We start from the raw sequence: 22,964 nt of genomic DNA, 5'->3' as shown, positions 1-22,964 counted from the left end.
TCCTACTCGCCAGCCGCCGGCTGCGACATGGCGGCGTTCATGACGCCCGGCAACGGCGATGAATCGCCGTCCTTCGCCGCCTTCAGCGCCAGGTGCACCAGCACGCCGAGATAGGCGATCAGCAAAAGCACATAGAGAACGAGGTAGGTCGCCAGCGTCAGCGCGACATGGCTGCCCGCCACCGGGCCGACCGCGTCTGCCGTTTTCAGCACGCCCGTCACCAGCCAGGGCTGTCGGCCGATTTCGGTGGTGTACCAGCCGGCCAGCGTTGCCAGCCAGCCCGACAGCGCCATCGGTACCATCAGCATGGCGAGCGGCTTCGGCAGGCTGTGCCGGCGCTTGAGGAAGAAGGCGGCCGACCACGAGACGAGCAGCATCAATATGCCTGTGCCGACCATCACGCGGAAACCCCAGAACACCGGAAAGACCGGCGGATGGTTGCCGGGATAATCGTTCAGTCCCGGCACGACACCGCTGGTCGAGTGCCGCAGCACCAGGCTGGCGCCGTCGGGAATGGCGATCTCGAATTTGTTTTCCTTCGCGGCCTCGTCGGGAAGCGCAAAAAGCACCAGCGGCACGTTGGGGCCGGTGTTCCAGTTGGCTTCCATGGCGGCGATCTTCTGCGGCTGGTGCTCCAGCGTGTTCAGCCCATGCTGGTCGCCGGCGAAGATCTGGATCGGGATCAGGATCGCGGCCGTGAAGACGCCGGTGCGCAGCGCCTTCCACATCGATTCCGAACGGTCGCCGGTGAGATAGCGCAGCGCCGACAGGCCAGCGATCAGGAACGACACCGTCAGCCCGGACGCCAGCAGCATGTGGGTCAGCCTGTAGGGCATCGACGGGTTGAAGATGATTGCCCACCAGTCGACCGCATGCGCCACGCCGTCGCGCATCTCGAAGCCGGCCGGCGTCTGCATCCAGGAATTGAGCGCGATGATCCAGAACGCCGAGACGGTGGTGCCGCCGGCGACAAGCACCGTCGCCAGCGTGTGGATGCGGTTGGAAACGCGGCGGAAGCCGAACAGCATGATGCCGAGGAAGGCCGCTTCGAGGAAGAAGGCGGTGAGGATCTCGTAGGCCAGCAGCGGCCCGGCGATGTTGCCGACCTTTTCCATGTAGCCCGGCCAGTTGGTGCCGAACTGGAAGCTCATGGTGACGCCCGAAACCACGCCCATGGCAAAGGACAGCGCGAACACCTTCACCCAGGTGAAATAGGCGCGCATCCAGGCGGAATCGTTGGTCGCGTTGTAGCGCAGCTTGAAGAACAGCAGCACCCAACCCAGCGCAATGGTGATCGTCGGAAATAGAATGTGGAATGAAATATTCGCGCCGAACTGGATACGCGAAAGTATGAGCGGGTCCATGATGGGCTCCGGCTGCTGCAAATACTCGCGAAGAATAGGCCCGAAGCGAGTTCAGGTCAAAGCGGCGTCCTGCCGCGAGGCTGAACGCCACAGGACAATTTTCCCGGTTGCATGCCGCGCAACTCCGGGCCTGTGCGCCGCACCTGCAATGGCCGGCCGGCAACGATTGTCGAGAACTGTCAGCAGGGCATTGACTTGCGGTTGCAAGCACCGACATTCGGCCTATATCAGGGGACCTCTTTCAAGCAGCCGTTTTCATCCATGCCTTCCATCCTGTCCATTTCCGGGGTCTCCAAGACCTACGCCACCGGTTTTACCGCGCTCAAGGAAGTCAATCTCGACATTCAGCGCGGCGAAATCTTCGCGCTGCTTGGGCCCAATGGCGCCGGCAAGACGACGCTGATCTCGATCGTCTGCGGCATCGTCAACCGCTCGTCGGGCACCGTCACCGTCGACGGCCACGACATCAACAAGGATTATCGCGCCGCGCGCGGTCTGATCGGGCTGGTGCCGCAGGAACTGACCATCGATGCCTTCGAGAGCGTCTGGGCGACGGTCAATTACAGCCGTGGCCTGTTCGGCAAGCCGGCCAACCACGGCTTTGTCGAGAAGGTGCTGCGCGATCTCTCACTGTGGGACAAGAAGGACGCCAAGGCGATCACCCTGTCGGGCGGCATGAAGCGCCGGCTGATGATCGCCAAGGCGCTGTCGCATGAGCCGCGCATCCTGTTCCTCGACGAGCCGACCGCCGGCGTCGACGTCGAGCTGCGCCAGGACATGTGGGCGATGGTGCGCCGGCTGCGCGAGGACGGCGTCACCATCATCCTCACCACGCACTATATCGAGGAAGCCGAAGCGATGGCCGACCGCGTCGGCGTCATCAACCGCGGCGAGATCATCCTGGTCGAGAACAAGGCCGAACTGATGCGCAAGCTCGGCCGCAAGCGGCTGGTGCTGGAACTGCGCAATCCGCTGACGGCCATTCCCGAGGCGCTCTCGCGCTATGCGCTGGAATTGTCGCCCGATGGCGGGCAGCTGACCTACACCTATGACAACCAGGCCGAGCGGCCCGGCGTCGCCTCGTTGATGCGCGATCTCGAGGCCGGCGGCATCCAGTTCCGCGATATCGACACGCAAAACTCTTCGCTCGAGGAGATCTTCGTCAATCTGGTGAGGAGGGAGCCATGAACCTTCGCGCAGTATGGGCGATCTACCGGATGGAAATGGCACGTGCTTTCCGCACCGTGCTGCAGAGCATCGTCTCGCCGGTCATCTCGACGTCGCTGTATTTCGTCGTCTTCGGCTCGGCCATCGGCTCGCGCATCACCGAGATCGACGGCATCAGCTACGGCGCCTTCATCGTGCCGGGTCTGATCATGCTATCGCTGTTGACGCAGTCGATCTCCAACGCCTCCTTTGCCATCTATTTCCCGAAATTCGTCGGCTCGATCTACGAGCTTCTGTCGGCGCCGGTCTCCTATCTGGAGATCGTCATCGCCTATGTCGGCGGTGCCGCGACCAAGTCGATCATCCTCGGCCTGATCATCCTGGCCACCGCCTCGCTGTTCGTGCCGCTCACCATCCTGCATCCGTTCTGGATGCTCGCCTTCCTGGTGCTGACGGCGGTGACCTTCAGCCTGTTCGGCTTCATCATCGGCATCTGGGCGAAGAGTTTCGAGCAGCTGCAACTGGTTCCGCTGCTGATCATCACGCCGCTGACCTTCCTCGGTGGCAGCTTCTATTCGATCAACATGCTGCCCGAGGTCTGGCGCACGATCACGCTGTTCAACCCGGTCGTCTATCTGATCAGCGGTTTCCGCTGGAGCTTCTACGGCAAGTCCGACGTCTCGGTCGGCGTCAGCCTCGGCATGACGGTCGTCTTCCTGCTGATCTGTATAACGATCGTCGCCTGGATCTTCAGGACAGGGTATCGGTTGAGGAATTGACGGCAGGACGCCGCCAGGTCTGTTGAGATTCAGGTCAGGCCGAGTCGAAAATGGCGGATTCCGAGAACCGGAGCGGAGCGTACTTTTCGTACGTGAGCACCGGAAGCGCAGGAAGCCGCCATTTGCAGGCCGGCCTCACCTGAATATCGATAGATCTAGATCGCCTTGACCAGCCGCAGCAACCCCAGCATCTCGACATACGTCCCCTTGCGGAAGGCGATGTAGACCGGCTCCTCGACACCGTGGAAGCGGCGCTTGAAGGCCGCCTGGCCCTGCAGGTTGAACCTGCGGCGATTGACCCAGGGCGAATCGTAGGCGCGCTGGAAGGCATTGCGCCAGAAATCGCTTTCGGCAAAGCCGCTTGGCCCGATATCGAGCATCGGCGACAGGCCGAGCGTGACCACCGAGATGCCCTCTTCGCGAAAACGATCGACGGCGAATTTGGTCAGGCCGACTTCGGCATGCGGCGAAGCGTCGATATGCTTGCGCTTGAAGGCCGTCGTGTAGCCGATGACCTTTCCGTTGCGGCACAGCGGGTCGAAGTCGAGCAGAGCGACCAGTCCGCCGTCGGGACCGTGCAGGACGAAACGGCGCATGTCGGTGCCGAGATGGTCGGCAAAGTGGCGGTTGAGAAAGCCCATCTCCCAGCGCTTGACGATGCGGTCGCCGCGCCAGTTTTCCGAAAGCCGGGCAATTTCATCCAGAAAAATCGTGCGCTTGTCCTCGTCGAACGAAAAGCCTTTCTTCAGCAGCCAGCGCTCGGAGTAGCGCACGGTCTCGTTGCGCTTCCCGGAAAAATCATGCTCGGGCAGGGTGAGGCGGGTGTCGATGCCGAGGCGATTGACCTTGTAGCCAAGGCCGGCCAGCACGCGTGCGGTTTCCTCGCCGACCTGCACGAACCACGGGCTGCCGGCGGTCTCGACGAAGCGCTTGATGTAATCGGCCCGACGCGCCGGAGCCGCCACCGGGTCGCCGAGCGCGAAATGGTGCTTCATCTTGGTACCGAAGGCGATGTAGCCGTCGGCGTCGCCGAAATAGGAGAGCTTGCCTTGCACGGCGGTGGAATAGGCGAGCGAGAAGTCGCCATAGCGGCGCACCAGTGCCAGGCGTTCGACATGGGTCAGCGCCTGCCGCTCGACCTCGGGCGCGGCGGCCTCAAGGATCTTGTCGAAATAGAACCGCAAGGAGGGCATGGTCGAGATTCCGCGTGCCGCCTACAGCGCCGGCCGTCCAGGACGCGCCAAGGTGCTGTAACACTTTGATTCTGCGCATGACTCGAAATCGGAGTCGATTTCGGGCATGCGCGTGGGGATAACCGAGACCCGCCAGCCACCCCGAGCCTCGAATCAATCACATTGCCGCGACCTGATTACCGTTGATATCGCGCATATGCCATATAGAGCGCAACCGCGGCCCGGCGTACGGAGCTAATTCGCATCGCTCGAAATTTCGGCCGCGGTTTGCTGCAGGGATCCTGCGCGGGATCAAACGGTTACAGCGTCCTGCCAGCCTGGCGTCGAACGGGATTCGAGTGAATGACTGATACGACAATCAGATCGGTTGTGGATCTGCCGGCCAAGGTCGAGCCGGCAATCGTCGTCGGCGCCGGTGCTGCCGGGCTGGCCGTCGCGCACGCCTTGATGAACGCCGGCGTGCCGACGGCGATCCTGGAAAAGGAAAGCCGGTTGGCTGAGCCATGGCACCGGCGGCACCAGCAATTGCATCTCAACACCCACCGCGATCTTTCTTCGCTGCCTGGTCTCCCCTATCCCCCCGGCACCCCCGCCTTTCCGCACCGGACGGTCGTCATCCGCCACATGAATGATTTCAGGGAGGAAAACCGGCTGCCGGTGCAGTTTGGCGTCGCTGTCGAAGAGATTGCCTTCAAGGGCGATCACTGGGCGGTACGGACCAGCGCTGGCCTGCGGCTGGCCCGCAATGTCGTCGTCGCCACCGGCCGCGACAGGCAGCCGTTCATTCCCGAATGGAAAGGCATGAAGGATTTCGTCGGGCGCATCATCCATTCGGCGGATTTCGGTGACGCACAGGCCTATGCGGGCCAGAAAGTGCTGGTCGTCGGCGCCGGCAATTCGGGTTTCGATGCGCTCAATCATCTGGCCGGCATAGACACGGCCGCCATCTGGCTGTCGGCCCGCAGCGGTCCCGCCCTGCTGCCCAAGCGCATCGGCAAGATCGCCGTGCACCGGCTTTCGCCGTTCATGGCTCGCTTGCCGTTGCGGGTCGCCGACGCGGTGATGTCGGCGACGCAGCGCCTGGCTTTCGGCGACCTGACCAAATTCGGCCTGCCGCCCGCGCCTGCGGGCGGCGCCAGCCGCCTGACCTCGGATTACACCGCGATCGCCGCCGACGACGGCGCCGTCAGCGCCATAAAGGCCGGCAAGATCACCGTCGTACCCGGCATAAGGGAATTCACCCGTGACGGCGTGATCCTGGCCGATGGCAGCCTGATCTATCCTGACATCGTCATTGCCGCGACAGGCTACCGCACCGGGCTGGAGCCGGTGGTCGGCAAGCTCGGCGTGCTCGACGCCAAGGGCGTTCCGCTCTTCAACGGCGGGCAAGCCGATCCGAAATTGCCCGGTCTGTGGTTCACCGGCATGCGGCCGAGCATTCGCGGCTGCTTCGCCAATGCCGGCATCCTGGCCAAGGCGATCGCCAAACGGATTGCAGGGTCGGCCTCGCACCAACCCGGCGCATCACGCTGATTTGGGTTCCAGCCGCCGGAAACCGACGGCCTCCATCAGCATGTCCTCTTCCACCATGCCGGCATTGTGCAGGGCGAGCAGGTTAAGCGCGATTTCCCGCGCGTCGGCGGAATCGGGATGTGCCTCGCGCCGCCGGCAGGCCTCGTCGAACACGCGCTGCAGCTTGGCGATATCGGCTGGCTTGAGCAAGCCACGGTCATAGACGGACTTCGACATGGCGATCTCCTGATGAAGATCTAGGGCGCCATGCTTAAATTGCCAATCTTTCCCGAGGCTTGACCAACTTCACCCTATGCCGCGACATCAAAGGGCGACAGCGGTGCAAATCTGCTCCGCTGCTGCGCCCCATGCTGGAGGGCAATCAGACCGCGATCTTGCCGCCGCCCTGTCTGGTGATGGCGACCACCGACGGCCGCACCGGCATGTCGGGCTTGAAGTCGGGCCAGCGCGTCGACAGATCCTCATAGTAGGACGGGCGGCCGAACGCTTCCCAGTCCTCGCCGCCATCGCCCGGATGCTGGACGGCGACGAAGGCGGTCTGGTCGTCGGGCGCAAACAGCGGACCGCACATTTCGGCGCCGATCGGCACGCGGAAGAACAGTTTCGAGGTCGCCCGCGCCGCCCCCTCCGTGTCCACCGCCCACAGACCATCCGTGCGGCCGGTGGCTTTCGGGCCCTGGCCGTCGGTCGCGACCCAGAGACGCCCGGCCGAATCGACCGCGCAATTGTCGGGCATGCCGAACCAGCCATTGGCCGTCGTTGCCGTCGAGAAGGTGGCGCCGACATCGGCAACCGCCGGATCACCGCATTTCAGCAGCACTTCCCACTTGCCCTTGGCGGCGGTGAAATCACCGCCGTCCTCGGCGATCTCGATGATGTGGCCAAAGGCGTTTTCGGCGCGGGGGTTGGCGGCGTCTACCTGATCGGCCTTGCGCTTCGAATTGTTGGTCAGCATGACATAGACCTTGCCGTTGACGGCATTGGGCTGGATGTCTTCGGGGCGGTCCATCTTGGTGGCACCGAGCAGGTCGGCGGCGCGGCGCGTCTCGATCAGCACGTCGGCCTGGCCAGTGAAACCGTTTTCAGCCGTCAGCGGTCCCTGGCCGAAGACGATCGGCAGCCATTCGACCGTGCCATCTTCGGCGAACCTGGCGACATGCAGCGTGCCATCATCGAGCAGGTCCCTGTTGGCGGCATGATCGTTCGGATCGAACGCGGCCTTGGTCACGAACTTGTAGACATAGTCGAAGCGCTCGTCGTCACCGAGATAGAAGACGACGCGGCCGTCCCTGGCGACAATCGATTCGGCGCCCTCATGCTTGAAGCGGCCCATGGCGGTGCGCTTCCTCGGCGTCGAGGTCGGGTCGTTGACATCGACCTCGACGATCCAGCCGAAGCGGTTGGCCTCATTGGGCTCCTTGGCGAGGTCGAAACGCTCGTAATGCGCCGCCCATTCATAGGCGCCTTCGGGAATGCCGAGACGCTTGTAGTTCGCGGCTTCCTTGTGGCCTTCCGGCAACTCGCCGGAGAAATAGCCATGGATGTTCTCCTCGGCCATCACATAGGTGCCCCAGGGCGTGACGCCGCCGGCGCAATTGTTGAACGTGCCGAACACCTTGGTGCCGGACGGATCGGCATTGGTCTTGACGCGGTCATGGCCGGCAACCGGACCGGACAGCGCCATTTCGGTGTTGGAGGTGATGCGGCGATTGAGCTTGCCGTCGCGCACCACCTGCCATTTGCCTGATGTCTTGCGGATCTCGACGATGGTGCCGCCGTGAGCTGCCATCTCGACATCGACCTGCTCCTTCGAGAGGGGTGCGACTTCGGCCGACTTCTTGCCGTCCTTCTCGACGATCTTCACGATGCCCGGGAACATCAGATGCGGATTGGTGTATTCGTGGTTGACCACCAGCAGGCCATGTTCGGCCGAGCCGTCGACCGGGATGTAGCCGACATAATCGTTGTTGTAGCCGAACTGTTTCGCCTGGGCCTCGGCCGACTGTTTCGTCGGGTCGAAGTCGGGCGAATCGGCAAACAGCGGATCGCCCCAGCGCAGCAAGACATCGGCGTCGTAACCCGGCGCGACATGGTGCTTGTCGTCGATGCCGGCCTCGAGTTCGTCGAACGTGAAGGCCGAGCCTTCAGCGGCCCGGGCCTCGTCGGCGCTGATCAGCGCCAGCGGGCTGACGGTGGCGGCGATGGCCGAGACAGCCAGCGAACCCTTGAGGAAGCCGCGGCGCGAGAACCGCGCGGCGATGATCTCGCCCATGGTGCGGTTGTCGGAAGCGTTGATGGCCGGGCCGTCGTTTTCCTCGAGCAGGCTGGTGCGGAATCGAGTGTCGGGGGAGCGAAGGTCAGTCATGGCTTGCCTCTGGCTGTTGGATTGGCTGGAGCGTGGGTACCTGTTTGACCCCCTTATAATCGCCGGATCACATTTTCGTGACATCGGGAGACCTTTCAGACGCGACAGGCATTGCGCGCAGCGCTGGCTAAGCATTCCCGCAGACCGTGAACTGCTCCAGAATCGCCGGTTCGAGATGAAAGGAGACCTTAGGCGGCATCTTGGCCGCGCATCCTGCGACGGCGGACGACATCAGTCGTTTGCAAAAAACAGATCAACGGGCAACTGCACCCTCGACAAGTCACCTCCGCCGCCCCCGGCGGAGGTGACTTGATGTTCGGCGTCTGCCGTCGTCAGGCATCGGGAAAGCCAGTCTCCCGTTTAGCGATGGCGGTCACGGCGCCGTTCATGCGAAGCTAATGTAGCATATACTTGGGACTTTAGTCCAACCTTGCGCTTGCAATGGTCCTGGTTGACAACCGCAACGGTCGGAGGTCGCTTCCGGGCGCCGCGTCTTTCGGCAATGTTGGTTGCACTGCAACGTTGGGGTGGGGCGCGCCGGGCTCAGTCGTCGGAGATCAGAATGCACAGATCGGTCACGACCCGTTGTTGCCGGCTGGCGCTCAAATCGGCAGCGGCGCTGGTGTTGACGATTGCGCCCTATCAAATTGTCCTGGACGGCTCCGTTTCCGGCATCCACACCGCCAGCGCATACGCCGGCAAGGGTGGCGGCGGCAACGGTGGCGGTGGGGGCGGAGGCAACAGTGGGGGCGGCAACGGCGGCAATTCCGGCGGAAGCAATAGCGGGAACAGCGGCAACGGCAATGGGAATAACGGCAACAGCGGCAACAGTGGCAACAACGGCAAATCAGGATCCAGTCAGGGTAAGAGCGGGAGCCATGTCAATGCAAAGACCGGTGACAAGGTCGACGTGACCGGCAACAAGATCACAGTCAGGCATCCCGACGGCATAACGGAAAAGCTCGAGAACGGTCGTTTCAGCATGAAAGACGCTCTCGGTCGCACGATCATCGACCGCCAGGCCACGCCGGCCGATGCCAATCGTCTCAAGGCCTTGTGAAGCTGGCCAACAGGCAACGGTCAGCTTTGCACGTCACCTCCGCCGCCCCCCGGCGGAGGTGACCTCGTTTCCGGCCGGCGTCGTCCCGGTTTTCGGCACCGCAATGGCTGCGGTCCCGAGGCGCGACGCGCTTTTGCGCAATCCGGGACGGGAAACCGCTGCGCATTTCTTCGGACCTGCCCAGAGCAATTCTAGAAAAAGTGTGAAGCGGTTTTCCCGGGAAATGCGCGTAGCGCTTTTCCCTTGGGAATTGCGTCAAAACAAAGAGTTAGAGCAGCTCGCCGTTTCCGTGAAACGGTGAAATGCTTTAGGAGGGCCTGTCGCGGTCGCGCCACTCACGCATCATCAAGGCCGCTTCGGTGCGATTTCGCACATTGAGCTTCGACAGCACTCCGGTCATGTGATGTTTGACGGTCTTCTCCTGCAACTCAAGCCGCAAGGCGACTTCCTTGTTGCTCAGCCCCTCCGCCACCAGCCGCAGGATTTCCGTTTGCCGATCGGTGAGCTGCCGCAGCCGTTCCGCCAAGCCGTCGGTCGGCTGCTGGGACTGGAGATCCGAAAGCAGCCGGGCCGATAGTGTCGGCGAGAGATAGCTTTCGCCGGCTGCGACATTGCGCAGGATGTCGGCGAGGCCGCGTGACCCGACGCCTTTGAGGACATAGCCATTCACCCCTGCGTTCAGCGCCTTGGTTACATCGGCATTGGCCTCCGAAACGGTCAGCATGACGATCTTCTGGGCGGGATGGTTGGCGAGGATGCTTGCGACCGCGCTCAGCCCGCCGCCCGGCATCGAGATGTCGAGCAGCAAGATGTCGGGCCGCATCGTCGCGGCGAGGCGTTCGGCATCCTGCGCCGTGGCGCCCTCGCCAACCATCTCGAAGCCTCCGATCTCCGACAGGCTGCGCGTCACACCTTCGCGAAAGAGGGGATGATCGTCGACAATGGCGATGCGAATGGTCCCAGTCATGCTTGCTCCTCGACCGACAGACGGATCACCAAACGCGTACCTTGCGGCCCGGTCAAGGTTTCGAACTGTCCGCCAATACTTTCGACCCGTTCCCTGAGGCCGGCGAGCCCGAGGCCTTCGACCCGTGCCGTCGGATCGAAACCCGGCCCGCGGTCCGACACTTCGACAAAAAGCCTGCCACCTTTCATCCCGGCACTCACCGCCTGATCCTTGCCTAGCCCGTGGTGATAGGCATTGTTCAGCCCTTCCTGGACGAAACGATAGATGCTGATCTTCTCGGAGGCGCCGGGTTCAGGCAACTGTCCGGCCAGCGTCAGCGTCACCGACGTTCCCGTCCTCTGTTCGTGTTCCTTGACGGCCAGCCGCAGAATGTCGGTTGCGGCAGCCGTCTCGATCTGCGGCAGGACAAGGCCGGTGCAGATGCCGCGTATTTCGCGCATCGCATCCTCCAGCGTCTTGCGAATCATCGTGACCTCGGTCGAGCGGCTTGCGCCCGAATGGCCATCGCTGGAAAATATCGGGCTGTCCATGCGCAGCGCCGCCAGGGCCACGAGTTGGGCCGGGCCGTCATGAAGGTCGGCGCCGATGCGGCGCAGATATCTTTCGTTGAGCGCGGTGGCGCGGCGCGAGGCCTGTTGCACGCGCAGTCGCAAGGCACTGTTTTGCGCCACCAGGCCCTGCAGTTCCGACACCTGGCGGCGCAGCGCCCCACGCTGGTCGTCGATGGTGCGGCTGCCGCGCAGGACGATGCCCGACAGGAGCAGGAATGCCGCCAGGGTCGCGCCGGCCACGATCAGCCAGCTCGACCACAGAGCGGAAGCCAGGGTGGCCTGGAAATCGTCGGCGATCTCATAGAACTCGGTAACCGCCACCACCTCGCCCGACCAGGGCTCGCGCACGGGATTGTAGATCTCCAGCAATGGCAAGCCGGTCGCCTTCTCCTCGCTCTCATCCTCATCGAAAGTATTGAATTCAGCGACGACATTGCCTTGGAAAGCGGAACGCAGATTGTCGCTCGGAGCGAAGCGGCGGCCGATCAGGGCCGTCTCCTTGGCATAGAGGACCGTCCCGTCGCGGCGCCAGAGCATGAACGATTCGAGGCGCTTGCCGAGCGCGCCCTGGCCAAGCGTCTCGTCCAGCGCCTGCTTGACGGAATCGCTGAGCTCCTGCTCCTTGCGCAAGTCGGGTAGCAGCGGCGCAATCACGCTGTCGACATAGAGCGCCGTCGTGGCGGCCGAATTGCGGATGACGCCCTCTCTGATCTGCGCCGTCACCCAGGCGCCCACCACCAGCATGACGGCCAGCAGGCCAAAACCGCCGGCAACGACGAATTGCAAGGCAAGAGAGAGTTCGCTCCAGCGTCGCGTCAAGTTCTGCAGAATACGAATCATGAACCCCTGACCGCCCTTCAATCGACTGGCTGGACGATGTCGGTACATTGAGCCTCCGTCTTGCCATTGCCAAGAGCTTCGTTTGGTCGAGCGCTTGACGTCCCGGCGCGCTTCGGAAACAACGTCCGCGACACATGCGGCGGGAGCCGCTTCGAGAGGGGACGGAACGTTGAGTTTTTCGGGACTGCTGCAGCTCGGCTTTTCAACGGTCATTTTCCTGCTGGCGGCGACAGCCGCCAAGCAATGGGGCCTGGCGCCGAGCCTTGGCAAGATCGCGCTGACGCTGGCGCTCTATTCGCTGGGCAATCTGATCATGCTGCGGCTGATCCGCGAATTCGGCATGTCGGTGTCGTTCAGCCTGTCTGCCGTCATCCAGCTGGTCTCGGTGAACGTCGTGGCACTGGTCTTCTTCGGCGAGCGCGTCAACGCGCTGCAGGCGACCGGCATCATGCTGGCGATCGCCGCAGTGGCGCTGATCACGCTCGGACCCTATCTGCAAGGCCGGCTGTAACGGGCGGATTGCCGATGAAGAATGCCGCGAACGCTTTGTTCAACCGGGTCGAATTCCCGGTGCTGCTGGCCGGCCTGGTCATCGCGGCCGGCCTTTGGGGATTCGAGGAGCTGATGGAGATGGCGCGCGCCACCACCCCGCACGCCTTCGACACCGAAATACTGCTCGCCTTCCGCCAGGCGGGGCGGCCTGACAGCCCGATCGGCCCGCTGTGGCTGCAAGGGGCGATGCGCGACGTCACAAGCCTTGGCAGCGGCAGCGTGCTGGTGCTGATCGTGACGGCGGTAATCGTCTATCTCCTGCTTATCCGCAGGCCGGCGACCGCCCTTTTCATCTTCGTGGCGGTGGCCGGCGGTCAGGTGCTGTCGAGCCTGCTGAAAGCCGGAATCGACCGGCCGCGCCCCGAACTCGTCTCGCATCTCGTCAACGAAACGACGCTGTCTTTTCCCAGCGGCCACGCCATGCTGTCGGCGGTGACCTATCTGACGCTCGGCGCGCTGGCGGCACGCTTCCTGCCCGGTCGAACGACGAAGATCTATGTGCTGTCGCTGGCGGTGCTGACGACGCTGCTGGTCGGCATCAGCCGCGTCTATCTCGGCGTCCACTGGCCGTCGGATGTGCTGGCCGGCTGGTGCGCCGGCTTCGTCTGGGCGATGCTGTGCTGGCTCGCTGCCCGGACGTGGCAGCGATGGCGTGGGCAGCACCCGGACGGCGAGACTGGAGACTAGATCAGCCGGTTGATCAGCCCGTGCCCGCAGCCGGCCAACAGGAAAACCGCCGACAGCAAGGCTGCCGATGTCATGAAAGTCTTGAAGATATTCAACCGCGTTACTCCCTGCCCAGATGGAAGACCTTAGCGCGCAATCCCGGGAAAGTATCTAAAAAATGGCCAGTCAGGCGCCGCTACTTACGTCTCAAACATTCATCCTAATGCTTGAAACATCAGAATGATGATATTATACCTTACTCCTGCAGACTCAGACGGGGATTCCGGCCGATGATCACTGCCGCGCAGATGCGCGCCGCAAGGGCGCTGGCCGGCATCGATCAGAAGACGCTCGCCGAGCGCGCCGGCGTTTCGCTTCCGACTATCCAGCGCATGGAGGCGAGCGATGGCGTGGTCAGGGGCGTGGTCGACACGCTGATGAAGGTCATCCAGGCCCTCGACGAGGCCGGGGTGGAGCTGATCGGCGAGAATCAGGCCAGCGAGCGCGGCGGCCGGGGCGTGCGCCTCAAGTCTGCCGTGCCGCCGGATCCCAAGGCTGAGCCGGCATAAAGTCGCGACGGCGACCGCCGACAGCCCTGCCGACGATCCCGCCGCCTTTCAGGGTGCGAAAGGCAGTCCATGGATCAGACGCAGCGGGCAGTGCATGAACCGGCCCACAGATCGGCCCAAAGGTCGGCCCACCAGTCGGCAAAGCCGACATTTTCCGAATTGTTCATGCCAAAGCTCGTGACGGTCTGGCGCGAGGGCTACACGTTCGCCGACTTCAAGGCGGACGCCATTGCCGGGCTGACGGTGGCCATTGTCGCGCTGCCCTTGTCGATGGCCATCGCGATCGCCTCGGGAGTCACGCCCGAGCGCGGCCTCTACACCTCGATCGTCGGCGGCTTCATCATTTCGGCGCTCGGCGGCAGCCGCTTCCAGATCGGCGGCCCGGCCGGCGCCTTCATCGTGCTGGTGGCCGCGACGGTTGCCCGGGTCGGTATTGACGGGCTGCTGCTGGCAACGATGATGGCAGGGGTCTTCCTGCTCGCCATCGGCTATCTCCGTCTCGGCACCTACATCAAGTTCATTCCCTATCCGGTGACGGTCGGCTTCACCGCCGGCATCGCCGTCATCATCTTTTCCGGACAGATCGTCGAACTGTTCGGGCTGAAGCTTGCCGGCAAGGAGCCGGGACCGCTGGTCCCGAAGCTGATCGCGGTCGGCGAGGCGGCCGGCACCATCAACCCGGCGGCGACCTTCGTGGCGGTGTTGACCATCGCCACCATCGCTGGCCTGAAGCGCTGGCGACCGACATGGCCCGCAATGCTCATCGCCATCGGGCTGGCATCGCTGGTCGTGGCGCTTCTCGCGCTGCCGGCGGAGACGATCGGCACCCGCTTTGGCGGTATACCGCGCAGCCTGCAAATGCCCGCTTTGCCGCCGATCAGCCTGGACAGGATGATTGACGTGCTACCGGATACCATTGCCTTCGCCTTGCTGGGCGCCATCGAATCGCTGCTTTCGGCGGTGGTCGCTGACGGGATGACGGGCCGCCGGCATCGTTCCAACTGCGAACTGGTGGCGCAAGGCTTCGCCAACATCGCATCCGCCCTGTTCGGCGGCATTTGCGCCACCGGCACCATCGCCCGCACGGCGACCAATGTGCGGGCCGGCGCCCACGGACCGGTTTCGGGCATCGTCCACGCCGCCATCCTGCTCGCCTTGATGTTGGTGGCGGCGCCGCTCGCCAGCTATATCCCGCTCGCCGCCCTGGCCGGCGTGCTGGCGGTCGTGTGCTGGAATATGTTCGAGAAACAGGCCTTCGCCACCTTGCTGCGTGCCTCGCGCGGCGATGCGCTGGTGCTGATGGCGACCTTTCTGCTCGTCATCTTCCGCGATCTCACCGAAGGCATCGTCGTCGGCTTCGTGCTCGGGTCGATCCTGTTCATCGACCGCATGGCCAAGTCGATTGCGGTCGAGGCCGATCAGCCGCTGGTGCAGGAGGATGTCGCCGACAGCACCAACGCCTACGATGCCAGCGAGGCGACCGACGCCGACACCGTCGTCTATCGCATTTCGGGCGCCTTCTTCTTCGGCGCCGCATCGACCGTCGGCACCGTGCTCGACCGCATAGCCGACCAGCGCAGGAACTTCATCCTCGACTGCTCGGCCGTACCGTTCTTCGATTCGACGGCGGCCAACGTCATCGAAGGCGCCGCCCACAAGGCGAAACGCGCCGGTGTCCGCTTCATCATATCAGGCGCCGCGCCGCAGATCCGACGCATGCTGATCACCCACGGCGTCAAGCGCCCGCTGGTGACCTACGCCGCCTCGATCAAGGATGCGCGGGCGCAGCTGAAAGGGAAGATCGAGGCGGGGTAGGGGCCGGGATTTGCCGGCCGGTGGCCATTGTCAGGACAAGGTGTCCACCTGTTGAATGCCAACTTCTTGACGTTGAGCTGACTCACGCACGGCGCGACGTGAACACCGCTTTGCGCCGCTCCTCGCGGTTTGTCCGATACCATCGCCCGCGCCTTCGAAATTGATGCGGTGACGAAATGGCGTCGGAAAGAATACGAGATACTCTCGCAATCTTCACACCTGTCCTATATAGCCGCTGCACTGACGATCTTGTCCGGAAAGCTCGGTCAAGAAGAGGTGTTCGCACCCGCCATTTTCGAACTAGCCTCAGTGCACTCGCCTCACACGATCTTCTACGCTGCGGCTACTACATGGTATTTTTCGCGGCTTAGCAACTCGGTCCTGCTAGGGAAAAAGGCGGGTGAATGTGCAATCGTCCTCGACAAGGAGAACGACTGGCATCAGCGAATGGTAGCAGTACGCGACACCCTATCTGACGTGATGCTGAAACATCGGTCGACCCAAACCGGTGGTCACGTCGAGGTTTAGTTTCGGTGAAGAACATCCTTTGGGTCGTCGCATGACAGACGACCGCAACGGGCCAGACGTCGTTAATTAGCCGCACTGCGAGTTCGAGTTGGTGATCATCGCCGACGAACGAACTTTCCCCTCACGGCTGCGAACGTCTCGCAGCTCTGCCCTGAGGCGCCGACCATGGCTCTCAGTCGAGCTTCAGCGCCACAACCTCGCCATCGTTCATCAACGGCACATAAAGGATCGACTTGCCATCGGTGCCGATGTCGGCGCTGCCCGGCTTGAACTGCGCCACCACCTCCGGCGCGCCGCCCGCATGATAGCGGTAGAGCGTGCCGGTCATGTAGGCGGTGGCGTAGATGGTGTCGCCGATGGCTACGACGCCGTCGAGATCGGCGAATTTCTGGGCAGCCGGCAAGGGCGAAACCACCTTGCTGGCGATGTCGACCGACAGCAGGCCGCCAAGCTCCGTCGTGCTGAAGTCGGGCTTGATGCCCTTGCCCCAGGAGGCGACGATCAATCGGCCGCCATCGGCAAAGACGCCGTTGGGCGAAGCCAATCCCCCGTCCTTGACGAACAGCTCCGGCCGGTCGCCATCGATGCGGTAGATGGCGTCGGCCAGCATGTCGGTGACATAGACCTTGCCGGATTGGTCCGATGTCATGTCGTTGAGGAAGACCGCGTTCGGCACCGAGATGCTGGCGACCAGCTTGCCGCTGGCGAGGTCGACGACGCGGACTTTCGTGATGTCGGCGACATAGAGCTTGCCGCCCGAGATCGCCATACCCTTGGGTGCGTCCATGCCGTCGGTCCAGTGCTGGGTGACCGTCTTGCCGTCCAGCGACAGCACGGAGAGATAACCGTTGCCGTCGGCCTCGCCGGGATTGCCTGATATGTTGGAAACGATGATGCGATTGTCAGCGGCGTCGAACAGGGCCGATTCCGGCTGTTCGAGCCCGGTGGCGCGCCAGAGTTCGCCGGCCTCCGCGGCGGGCACCGCGGCAATGCCGATGACGGCGATAAAGGTTGAGGTGATGAGGGTGTTCATGACTGCTCTCCTGAGATGACGAGGCAGAGCTATGGCTTTCGATACTTTTCGGAAAGGCCTGACGCCGCTAGTATCGAATATCGATACGAAACTAGCGGCAAGAGGTGCATCCAATGAACGGTCTGATCTTCCAGGCGCTGAAGCGGACGTTGAAGGCGAAGGGCGTCACCTATCGCGCGCTGGCCGAACGCATGGGCGTTTCCGAACCGACGGTGAAGCGTATCTTCCATGAGCGCAATTGCAAGCTCGACCGGCTGATGGAGATTTGCGCTGCGGCCGGTGTCGAACTGGAAAACGTGCTCGGCTCGATGAACCGGGGGCCTGGGCCGGTCAACCACATCGCGCCGGAGGTCGAGCGCAAGCTCGCCGGCCGGCCGGCGCTGCTGTTCATCTTCGTCATGCTGTCAGAAAAGTTCACGCCCGAAGGCATCATGCGCTCGCAAGGCCTGAGCGAGGCTTCGATGTTCCTCTATCTGCGCGATCTCGAGGAACTCGGCCTGATCGCGCTCGGACGGGGTCTTTCGGCGAGACTGCTGGTCGAGACGCCGATCCAGTGGAACTTCGAAGGGCCGCTCAGGGCCGCTGTTCGAGATGACCAACAAGAATTTCATCGGCTGGGCCATCACCCATATCGACAAGGAAGCGACCTTCGTCAGCTTCTCCAGGCGGATGCGGCCGGAGACGGCTGAAATGGTGCGGCGCGAGGCGGAGGATCTCGCCGACCGCGCCAAGCTGCTCGCCCATCACGACCAGCACACGACGCCGGAGGATGGCCTGATCGGCTACAAATGGACGTTTGCCTTTGGCGCGACGCCATTTCCGGCAATCATGCCGATCGGGCCGCACGCGCGAGATGCCGGGGCGAGGCCTGATACGCCCGCCGCCGCGAAAGGACGGCGGCCGCTGCCGGCCTGACCAGGCACCGCGTCAATCGTCTCAGCACGATTGCATCTGGCGGCTGAGCTTGCCGCGCACGACCCTGGCAGTGCCGACCGCCACCATTTTTGCCGCTGTCTTGCCCCCCGGACCCGCCATGCGACCGGCGACGCCGACCGCGCCATTGACGGCGCCCATCGTCTTCATCTGCCCGACCGTCTCGTTCATCCGCGCCCGGCAGTCCCGCATTTTCCTGGTCGCCTCGACTGCAGCCAGGGCCTCGCCAAGGCCTGCCGGCGAGTCCGGGCCGGCCGCCAACTCCGCCAATTGCGCATGCTGGTCTGGCGTGATCGGCGGGCTGGCGGCCGTCTGGCTGCAGCCGGAGGCCAGCAGGCAGATCAGCATCGCGATCGGGCTGCCTCGCCCGGCACGTGCCGTGGCTGGAAAAATATCGCGATGTTCGGCCTCAAGGCTCCCGCCCGGAGTTGCTTTTCCGGCCACCCGTTTCCTGTTGCCCAACATCCTATTGCCCCACCGCCGGGCCGAGGATGAGGCTGCGGATTTTTGGCGTCAGCGGCCTGACGACATCGGCGAAGGGATCGCCCTCGGCCCGCAAGGCCATCAAGCCTTCGACCTCTTCGTCGATCGCGGCGATGGTCTCCGTCTTCTGTGCCTCGGTCAGCTCCCTCATGCCGGATATGGCATTTCTGAGCTTGGCGAAAATGGCATCGAGTTCTGCGACCGGCATCGTCGCCAGGAACCCGCGCATGGTCTCTCCAAGCGCGACCTTCCAGCTGTCGGCGGTGAAACCGGCGCTGCCGATCAAGCCCTTGTCCGCGGCATCGCGCTCGTACCAGTCGGCGGCGATCTCCTCGTCATAGGCGAACTGACCGAATTCGGGCTGCAAGGCCTCGATCAGGCCGACGACCGCCGACGCATCCCGCGCTGTCAGGGCCAAGGCAGGCGGGCTGTCGAAGATCATGCCGGCAAGTGCGAGCGCGCCGGCCAGCCGGCGCATGGCTGCGAAACGCCGCTCAGCCATAACAGTCCTGCGCAATGCCGGCCCGGGCACTGCTCGTTGCCTGGGACTGCAGAACCGAGCCGCCGATCGAGGCGGCCTGGCCGGCAATGACCCCACCATTGCCAGCCAGACCGCCAAGACCCCCCGCCATCGACAGCACACCGCCGAGCAGAGCCGCATTGGTCTGCGCCTTCGCCGCCTTCTTGGCCGCATCGGCGCAGGCCGTTTCCGTCGTCGGTTCGTTCCGGGCCTTCTTGCTGCCGGCCGCGCTCGCGATCGATGCCGGCCTGTCGTCGACCTGGCCCGTTTGGCAGCCCGCCAGGGCAATGGTCAGGGCCAGGAAAATGCTCTTTTTCATGGTGCTGCTCATCATCGGGCAGCGCGCGGCGGCAGCTTGGCCTCGCGATGATCGGTCACTGCGTTGCCCAAGGCGATCGACAGCAGATAGATGCGCGGATTGAACCCTGCCGCAGCCAGTGCCGACAGCGTCTTGAACAGTTGCAAATGAAACATCGTGCCCCCTTTGGATTGCCGCCAATGCGGTTCCGGTTCCGGAATCGCGCCGCAAACTAGGGGCATAAAAGGGGGTCAGCTTGGACAGAACGGCACTGAAAGCGGCCAAAACGGCCCGGGATTGACGTTTTGCAGGCTCCGGCGCATATGACCGCGCTCTTGGGCATGGGGGGTGTCGATGACTGCGACGATGGGGACGTCAGCCTCATTCAGGCTGTCGACGGAGATGTTTCCGGAGCGGGATCGCGTCGAGATCACGCGTGAGGTTTACGGCCGCACGGTTCTGAGGGTGGACCTCGATCCGCTGGCGCCGGCGCAGATCGACATGCGGGTGCGCGCGTTGCCAGGCCTCGGCATCGCCACCGGCAGCTCATCGGAATTCCGGGTGCATCGTACGTCGTCACTGATCGACAATGACGACTTCGTTCTCCTGGCGGCCCTCGACGGGGGCAGTGTGATGAAGCATCGCGGCCGCGAGGAGGCGGTCGGCAACGGCCAGGCGCTGATGATGAGCGGTGAAGAGGTTGGCCTCAACCTGATCGGCGCCGGCGGGTTTCGCTTCGTCAATCTGAGTTTTTCGCGCAAGCAGCTTTCGCCTCTGATCGGCGATCCGGCCGCGGTTCTTATGCGGCCCTTGCCGACCCAAAGCGGGGCGATGCGGCTGTTGCTCGACTATATCAGCTCGATCCAGGAGGTCGGAGACGAGTTGACTGCGGAGGCCTGCCACCTTGCGGCGGCGCATGTCTTCGACCTTGCCGCACTCGCCATGGGCGCGACCAGGGATGCGGCCCAGATCGCACGCGGCCGCGGCGTCAGCGTTGCCCGCTTGCGCGCCATCAAGGCCGATATCGTCGCGCATGGTGGCCATGTCGACCTGTCGGCGCAGGACGTCGCCGCCCGCCACGGACTGTCGGCCCGCTACGTCCGCAAGCTGTTCGAGAGCGATGGCACATCCTTGATTGATTTCATGATGACCCAACGGCTGGCGCGCGCGCATCGCATGCTCGGCGATCCGCGCCATGCCGGACGCAGCATCACCGCGATCGCCTACGAGGCCGGCTTCAACGACCTTTCCTATTTCAACCGGGCGTTCCGTCGCCGTTATGACGCCACACCCTCGGACGTGCGGGCCGCGGCTTGCAAGCACTGACGCCCGGCCGCCGGCCAGCGGTCCTGTGCAGCGGCTGGACTCATTTGATCGCGTTTATTCGGCGGCCTTGGCCCCGGGATCGGCAAGCTTGTCGTCCCAGGTCACCGCCCGGTAGTCGAAACCATATTCCAGCGTCGGCTTGACGATGCGGAAATAGGGCGACAGGTCGAAATCGCGCGGCGTGTAGAGCGAATGGTGGCGGATGTGCAGGATTTCCTTGCGCGAATAGTTCGACTGCGCCGAGGCGCGGCCGGGCGCACGGGTGATCTCGGGCAGGATCGGATAGCGGATCTGGCCATAGGCCTCGGCAATCAGCGTCGAGCAGATCGCCCGTGTCGGATCGCCGGAACCGAAGGCCAGCATGCGGCGGCGCCAGCGCACCGGCACCGGCGGTGTCGGGAAGAAAAAACGCAGCATGTCGAAAATGTTCTTGAGGTCGTATTTCAGGCCGAGCTTGCCGATCATGAAGGCGACGACCTTGTCGCGATCCTCCGGCGCCAGCCCACTCGCCCGGCAGATACGGGTGTTGTAGGTGCGGTAGCGCGACAATGGAACGGCGACGCAGCCTTCGCCGATCGTGACCTCGATCAGGCGCGGCCGCTCCGAGCCGTCCGCCGGCGCGGGCAAGGCATCGCCGATATAGAAGGCCGCATGCGACCAGGTCGACTGGGTCAGGTACTTGATCGCCGCCGAGATCTTCTGGTTGCCCTCGATCAGCAGGATGTCGCCGGGCTCAAGCGTGCGACGCAGCGTTTCGGCATCGGAGGGGGTGTAGGGCTCGTAGCCGGACGATTCTTCCTGCAGCCGGCCGGCAAGCCAGCGGCCAAGTCGATCCAGAAGCGTGTCGCCGGGCTCGGTCATACTCCATGGCGATTAGCATGGGCGGGTAATGAGGGCTAGCGCACGCCTTTCTTCCCCCCGTCAGGACCGAGAGGAAAAGCGCCAAGTCATCCTACGATGCCGCGGCCTCTTCCGGCGGCGCAGCCAGATCGTCGCGCGCCTTGCGGGCCAGTTTGCGTGTCGAGCGTTTGGGACTGTCGCCGAACAGCTCGGCCGCCGAGGCAAGGCAGCTCTTCTTCAGCTGCTTCTCCGACCGCTTCAAAAGCTTGGCCAGAAGTTTCGTGTCCTCGGGCGGCCCGAGCAGCTGGTCGTCGGCCTCGAGCAGGGCGCGCATCACCAGCACATCGTGCAGGTCGCCCAGCCGCTCGCCCAGTTCGTCGACCGCCTTGCGCCGCGCCTTGATCGGTGTCGGCCACAGCCTGCCGAGCAGCGACAGATGCATGCCGTGGGTCTTGGCCGCCTTGCGCAGATCGTGGAAATCATCGGCCGCTCCCCGCGATCCGGCCTTGTCGAGCGCCTTCCTGGCGCGGCGCAGCGTGACGCGGGCGCCTTCGGCAAGCACGTCGGCCGCCTGTTCCGGCTGGTCGGGCAAGGCCAGCGTGCCGATGCGGTGCAGGCCCTCCTCGCAGGCGGCGGTCGCCGCGCCGATCGCCGCTTCGAGCCCTGTACCTTCGTGCAATTCATGCTGGCGCGCGATCAGCCTGTCGCGAACCGCGCCCAGCCCATCGTCGGCGCTCTCCTTGGGAAAGCTTGCCGCCAGGCGGTCGATGGTCTCGATCAGCGCTGTCGCCTCGCGCGGGCCGGCAAGCAGGGCCGCCACGTTGCGGTAGCACTGGTTTTCTGTCTCACAGAATGTTTCGTCACCGGAACGAATAAGCCGCAACAAGGCGCGAGCGCTCTTCAGCCGCTTGCGGCATTTGTGCAGCGCCTGTTCCGGCCGGCTCCGTGCGGCGTCAAGATGATGCAGCGCCTTGCCGATCTCCTCGGCAAGGATTCTCCTGACCTCGCCGGTCAGCGGCAGGCGCGGATCGATGCGAAAGCTCATGCGGCGATCTCCGGAATCCCACCAAGGGCGAGCGACGCGTTGTAGAATTTCTGCTCGCCGGTGACTTCACGGCCGAGCCAGTCGGGCAGCATTTCGTCCGGCACGTCCTCCGGCGTCTCAAGCTCGGCGACCACAAGTCCCGCAAGCGATCCGCCAAAGACATCGACTTCGTAGAGATAGCCACGGTGCCTAACATGGTGACGTGTCTTCTCGATGACACGTCCGATGGCGAAGTCCAGCATCTCCACCGCCTCCGACAGCGGGATCGGGTATTCGAATTCGTCGCGCTCGCGCGCTTTGCTGCCGAATTTGAGCGTCAGCTTGGCGGAAGTGCCGTCGCTGATGCGGATGCGCACTGTGCGCCCGGGGCCGGCAGCGAGATAGAACTGGAGAATGCGGATATTGGCCTCGGCCAACTCCCGCCATGCGGTGCTGGTGACCAGGAATTTTCGTTCGACTTCCTTGCCCATGGCCGCGCACTAAAGCGTTTGCCGCCGTCGATGGCAAGACAATGACGAACAGAAGTTGACTTTAATC

26 protein-coding genes are annotated in these 22,964 nt (G+C 63.7%); 12 read left to right on the top strand and 14 right to left on the bottom strand.

Going from position 1 to position 22,964, the window contains the following annotated elements:
• Positions 1-2: 2 nt before the first annotated feature.
• Positions 3-1,364, bottom strand: coding sequence for a cytochrome ubiquinol oxidase subunit I (locus tag A9K65_RS04240; RefSeq protein ID WP_013528682.1), 1,362 nt, complete (start codon positions 1,362-1,364; stop codon positions 3-5).
• 261 nt (positions 1,365-1,625) lie between these two features.
• Between A9K65_RS04240 and A9K65_RS04235 the strand changes: the two genes are divergently transcribed.
• A complete protein-coding gene (locus A9K65_RS04235) occupies positions 1,626-2,552 on the top strand; it encodes an ABC transporter ATP-binding protein (protein WP_024502216.1) in 927 nt (308 codons plus the stop codon).
• Positions 2,549-3,310 carry an ABC transporter permease gene (locus A9K65_RS04230; protein ID WP_013528680.1) on the top strand — a complete coding sequence of 254 codons (762 nt, stop codon included), beginning with the start codon at positions 2,549-2,551 and terminating at the stop codon, positions 3,308-3,310. Before A9K65_RS04235 ends, A9K65_RS04230 begins: the two co-directional genes overlap by 4 nt.
• A gap of 155 nt (positions 3,311-3,465) precedes the next feature.
• Here A9K65_RS04230 and A9K65_RS04225 read toward each other — a convergent pair whose 3' ends face one another.
• Positions 3,466-4,503: a phosphatidylglycerol lysyltransferase domain-containing protein gene (locus A9K65_RS04225; RefSeq protein ID WP_013528679.1), complete on the bottom strand. Its 1,038-nt coding sequence runs from the start codon at positions 4,501-4,503 to the stop codon at positions 3,466-3,468.
• Positions 4,504-4,845: 342 nt separating this feature from the next.
• Here A9K65_RS04225 and A9K65_RS04220 point away from each other — a divergent pair, with 342 nt between their 5' ends.
• Complete coding sequence (locus tag A9K65_RS04220) at positions 4,846-6,036, top strand: NAD(P)/FAD-dependent oxidoreductase (RefSeq protein WP_064992698.1); 1,191 nt, start codon at positions 4,846-4,848, stop codon at positions 6,034-6,036.
• Here the strand turns inward: A9K65_RS04220 and A9K65_RS04215 are convergent.
• On the bottom strand, positions 6,028-6,252 hold the full coding sequence (locus A9K65_RS04215; RefSeq protein ID WP_013528677.1) for a hypothetical protein: 225 nt from the start codon (positions 6,250-6,252) through the stop codon (positions 6,028-6,030). The two genes, A9K65_RS04220 and A9K65_RS04215, sit on opposite strands and share 9 nt — an antisense overlap.
• 145 nt (positions 6,253-6,397) lie before the next feature.
• On the bottom strand, positions 6,398-8,401 hold the full coding sequence (locus A9K65_RS04210) for a PhoX family phosphatase (RefSeq protein ID WP_064992699.1): 2,004 nt from the start codon (positions 8,399-8,401) through the stop codon (positions 6,398-6,400).
• 562 nt (positions 8,402-8,963) lie between these two features.
• Here A9K65_RS04210 and A9K65_RS04205 point away from each other — a divergent pair.
• The gene (locus tag A9K65_RS04205; protein ID WP_064992700.1) at positions 8,964-9,461 is read left to right on the top strand and encodes a hypothetical protein; all 498 of its coding nucleotides are present in this window, start codon (positions 8,964-8,966) and stop codon (positions 9,459-9,461) included.
• 307 nt (positions 9,462-9,768) lie between these two features.
• On the opposite strand, the gene A9K65_RS04200 is transcribed toward A9K65_RS04205, so the two are convergent.
• A complete protein-coding gene (locus A9K65_RS04200; RefSeq protein WP_013528674.1) occupies positions 9,769-10,428 on the bottom strand; it encodes a response regulator transcription factor in 660 nt (219 codons plus the stop codon).
• Positions 10,425-11,819 carry a sensor histidine kinase gene (locus tag A9K65_RS04195; protein WP_024502211.1) on the bottom strand — a complete coding sequence of 465 codons (1,395 nt, stop codon included), beginning with the start codon at positions 11,817-11,819 and terminating at the stop codon, positions 10,425-10,427. Before A9K65_RS04195 ends, A9K65_RS04200 begins: the two co-directional genes overlap by 4 nt.
• 169 nt (positions 11,820-11,988) lie before the next feature.
• Here A9K65_RS04195 and A9K65_RS04190 point away from each other — a divergent pair, with 169 nt between their 5' ends.
• From A9K65_RS04190 to A9K65_RS04170, 5 genes are all read left to right on the top strand, one after another.
• Positions 11,989-12,330, top strand: coding sequence for a hypothetical protein (locus A9K65_RS04190; protein WP_013528672.1), 342 nt, complete (start codon positions 11,989-11,991; stop codon positions 12,328-12,330).
• A gap of 14 nt (positions 12,331-12,344) precedes the next feature.
• Positions 12,345-13,058, top strand: coding sequence for a phosphatase PAP2 family protein (locus A9K65_RS04185; protein WP_064992701.1), 714 nt, complete (start codon positions 12,345-12,347; stop codon positions 13,056-13,058).
• Positions 13,059-13,327: 269 nt separating this feature from the next.
• Positions 13,328-13,606 carry a helix-turn-helix transcriptional regulator gene (locus A9K65_RS04180; RefSeq protein ID WP_063169634.1) on the top strand — a complete coding sequence of 93 codons (279 nt, stop codon included), beginning with the start codon at positions 13,328-13,330 and terminating at the stop codon, positions 13,604-13,606.
• A 165-nt stretch (positions 13,607-13,771) separates the two neighbouring features.
• Positions 13,772-15,421: a SulP family inorganic anion transporter gene (locus tag A9K65_RS04175; protein ID WP_245321977.1), complete on the top strand. Its 1,650-nt coding sequence runs from the start codon at positions 13,772-13,774 to the stop codon at positions 15,419-15,421.
• Positions 15,422-15,550: 129 nt separating this feature from the next.
• On the top strand, positions 15,551-15,949 hold the full coding sequence (locus A9K65_RS04170) for a hypothetical protein (RefSeq protein WP_064992702.1): 399 nt from the start codon (positions 15,551-15,553) through the stop codon (positions 15,947-15,949).
• A gap of 172 nt (positions 15,950-16,121) precedes the next feature.
• Here the strand turns inward: A9K65_RS04170 and A9K65_RS04165 are convergent, their stop codons facing one another.
• Entirely contained in the window at positions 16,122-16,982 is an 861-nt protein-coding gene (locus A9K65_RS04165; RefSeq protein WP_064992703.1) for an ATP/GTP-binding protein, read from the bottom strand.
• Positions 16,983-17,095: 113 nt separating this feature from the next.
• On the opposite strand from A9K65_RS04165, the gene A9K65_RS04160 reads away from it, so the two are divergent.
• Together A9K65_RS04160 and A9K65_RS35880 are read left to right on the top strand one after the other, a co-directional pair.
• Positions 17,096-17,671 carry a helix-turn-helix transcriptional regulator gene (locus A9K65_RS04160; RefSeq protein WP_245321975.1) on the top strand — a complete coding sequence of 192 codons (576 nt, stop codon included), beginning with the start codon at positions 17,096-17,098 and terminating at the stop codon, positions 17,669-17,671.
• The gene (locus tag A9K65_RS35880; RefSeq protein ID WP_245322143.1) at positions 17,574-17,897 is read left to right on the top strand and encodes a hypothetical protein; all 324 of its coding nucleotides are present in this window, start codon (positions 17,574-17,576) and stop codon (positions 17,895-17,897) included. The genes A9K65_RS04160 and A9K65_RS35880 overlap by 98 nt, the downstream gene beginning before the upstream one ends.
• A gap of 21 nt (positions 17,898-17,918) precedes the next feature.
• Here the strand turns inward: A9K65_RS35880 and A9K65_RS04155 are convergent, their stop codons facing one another.
• The 4 genes from A9K65_RS04155 to A9K65_RS04140 are packed head-to-tail and all read right to left on the bottom strand — an operon-like array spanning position 17,919 to position 19,392.
• On the bottom strand, positions 17,919-18,359 hold the full coding sequence (locus A9K65_RS04155) for a hypothetical protein (protein WP_164753792.1): 441 nt from the start codon (positions 18,357-18,359) through the stop codon (positions 17,919-17,921).
• A 22-nt stretch (positions 18,360-18,381) separates the two neighbouring features.
• Positions 18,382-18,900, bottom strand: a complete 519-nt coding sequence (locus tag A9K65_RS04150; protein ID WP_063173454.1) for a hypothetical protein — start codon at positions 18,898-18,900, stop codon at positions 18,382-18,384.
• Positions 18,893-19,237: a hypothetical protein gene (locus tag A9K65_RS04145; protein ID WP_032898771.1), complete on the bottom strand. Its 345-nt coding sequence runs from the start codon at positions 19,235-19,237 to the stop codon at positions 18,893-18,895. The genes A9K65_RS04150 and A9K65_RS04145 overlap by 8 nt, the downstream gene beginning before the upstream one ends.
• An 11-nt stretch (positions 19,238-19,248) precedes the next feature.
• Positions 19,249-19,392 (bottom strand): hypothetical protein, encoded by a 144-nt coding sequence (locus A9K65_RS04140; RefSeq protein ID WP_082826609.1) that lies wholly within the window; start codon positions 19,390-19,392, stop codon positions 19,249-19,251.
• Between the two features lie 178 nt (positions 19,393-19,570).
• On the opposite strand from A9K65_RS04140, the gene A9K65_RS04135 reads away from it, so the two are divergent.
• On the top strand, positions 19,571-20,542 hold the full coding sequence (locus A9K65_RS04135; protein WP_064992705.1) for an AraC family transcriptional regulator: 972 nt from the start codon (positions 19,571-19,573) through the stop codon (positions 20,540-20,542).
• A 54-nt stretch (positions 20,543-20,596) separates the two neighbouring features.
• On the opposite strand, the gene A9K65_RS04130 is transcribed toward A9K65_RS04135, so the two are convergent.
• From A9K65_RS04130 to A9K65_RS04120, 3 genes are all read right to left on the bottom strand, one after another.
• Complete coding sequence (locus tag A9K65_RS04130; RefSeq protein WP_013528661.1) at positions 20,597-21,403, bottom strand: hypothetical protein; 807 nt, start codon at positions 21,401-21,403, stop codon at positions 20,597-20,599.
• 91 nt (positions 21,404-21,494) lie between these two features.
• Entirely contained in the window at positions 21,495-22,427 is a 933-nt protein-coding gene (locus tag A9K65_RS04125; protein WP_064992706.1) for a CHAD domain-containing protein, read from the bottom strand.
• A complete protein-coding gene (locus A9K65_RS04120) occupies positions 22,424-22,897 on the bottom strand; it encodes a CYTH domain-containing protein (protein ID WP_064992707.1) in 474 nt (157 codons plus the stop codon). Before A9K65_RS04120 ends, A9K65_RS04125 begins: the two co-directional genes overlap by 4 nt.
• Between the last annotated feature and the right edge of the window lie 67 nt (positions 22,898-22,964).

It is taken from the genome of Mesorhizobium sp. WSM1497 (assembly GCF_001672455.2).
In the GTDB taxonomy this organism is placed as follows: Bacteria; Pseudomonadota; Alphaproteobacteria; order Rhizobiales; family Rhizobiaceae; genus Mesorhizobium; species Mesorhizobium ciceri.
The sequence above is the reverse complement of the archived record's forward strand: the minus strand, read 5'-3'. Positions and strand labels throughout refer to the sequence as shown.

Coding starts and splice junctions, on each gene's coding strand:
- A9K65_RS04240 (WP_013528682.1), bottom strand. CDS start 1,364: ATGGACCCGCTCATACTTTCGCGTATCCAGTTCGGCGCGAATATTTCA.
- A9K65_RS04235 (WP_024502216.1), top strand. CDS start 1,626: ATGCCTTCCATCCTGTCCATTTCCGGGGTCTCCAAGACCTACGCCACC.
- A9K65_RS04230 (WP_013528680.1), top strand. CDS start 2,549: ATGAACCTTCGCGCAGTATGGGCGATCTACCGGATGGAAATGGCACGT.
- A9K65_RS04225 (WP_013528679.1), bottom strand. CDS start 4,503: ATGCCCTCCTTGCGGTTCTATTTCGACAAGATCCTTGAGGCCGCCGCG.
- A9K65_RS04220 (WP_064992698.1), top strand. CDS start 4,846: ATGACTGATACGACAATCAGATCGGTTGTGGATCTGCCGGCCAAGGTC.
- A9K65_RS04215 (WP_013528677.1), bottom strand. CDS start 6,252: ATGTCGAAGTCCGTCTATGACCGTGGCTTGCTCAAGCCAGCCGATATC.
- A9K65_RS04210 (WP_064992699.1), bottom strand. CDS start 8,401: ATGACTGACCTTCGCTCCCCCGACACTCGATTCCGCACCAGCCTGCTC.
- A9K65_RS04205 (WP_064992700.1), top strand. CDS start 8,964: ATGCACAGATCGGTCACGACCCGTTGTTGCCGGCTGGCGCTCAAATCG.
- A9K65_RS04200 (WP_013528674.1), bottom strand. CDS start 10,428: ATGACTGGGACCATTCGCATCGCCATTGTCGACGATCATCCCCTCTTT.
- A9K65_RS04195 (WP_024502211.1), bottom strand. CDS start 11,819: ATGATTCGTATTCTGCAGAACTTGACGCGACGCTGGAGCGAACTCTCT.
- A9K65_RS04185 (WP_064992701.1), top strand. CDS start 12,345: ATGAAGAATGCCGCGAACGCTTTGTTCAACCGGGTCGAATTCCCGGTG.
- A9K65_RS04180 (WP_063169634.1), top strand. CDS start 13,328: ATGATCACTGCCGCGCAGATGCGCGCCGCAAGGGCGCTGGCCGGCATC.
- A9K65_RS04175 (WP_245321977.1), top strand. CDS start 13,772: ATGCCAAAGCTCGTGACGGTCTGGCGCGAGGGCTACACGTTCGCCGAC.
- A9K65_RS04165 (WP_064992703.1), bottom strand. CDS start 16,982: ATGAACACCCTCATCACCTCAACCTTTATCGCCGTCATCGGCATTGCC.
- A9K65_RS04160 (WP_245321975.1), top strand. CDS start 17,096: ATGAACGGTCTGATCTTCCAGGCGCTGAAGCGGACGTTGAAGGCGAAG.
- A9K65_RS35880 (WP_245322143.1), top strand. CDS start 17,574: ATGACCAACAAGAATTTCATCGGCTGGGCCATCACCCATATCGACAAG.
- A9K65_RS04150 (WP_063173454.1), bottom strand. CDS start 18,900: ATGGCTGAGCGGCGTTTCGCAGCCATGCGCCGGCTGGCCGGCGCGCTC.
- A9K65_RS04145 (WP_032898771.1), bottom strand. CDS start 19,237: ATGAAAAAGAGCATTTTCCTGGCCCTGACCATTGCCCTGGCGGGCTGC.
- A9K65_RS04140 (WP_082826609.1), bottom strand. CDS start 19,392: ATGTTTCATTTGCAACTGTTCAAGACGCTGTCGGCACTGGCTGCGGCA.
- A9K65_RS04135 (WP_064992705.1), top strand. CDS start 19,571: ATGACTGCGACGATGGGGACGTCAGCCTCATTCAGGCTGTCGACGGAG.
- A9K65_RS04130 (WP_013528661.1), bottom strand. CDS start 21,403: ATGACCGAGCCCGGCGACACGCTTCTGGATCGACTTGGCCGCTGGCTT.
- A9K65_RS04125 (WP_064992706.1), bottom strand. CDS start 22,427: ATGAGCTTTCGCATCGATCCGCGCCTGCCGCTGACCGGCGAGGTCAGG.
- A9K65_RS04120 (WP_064992707.1), bottom strand. CDS start 22,897: ATGGGCAAGGAAGTCGAACGAAAATTCCTGGTCACCAGCACCGCATGG.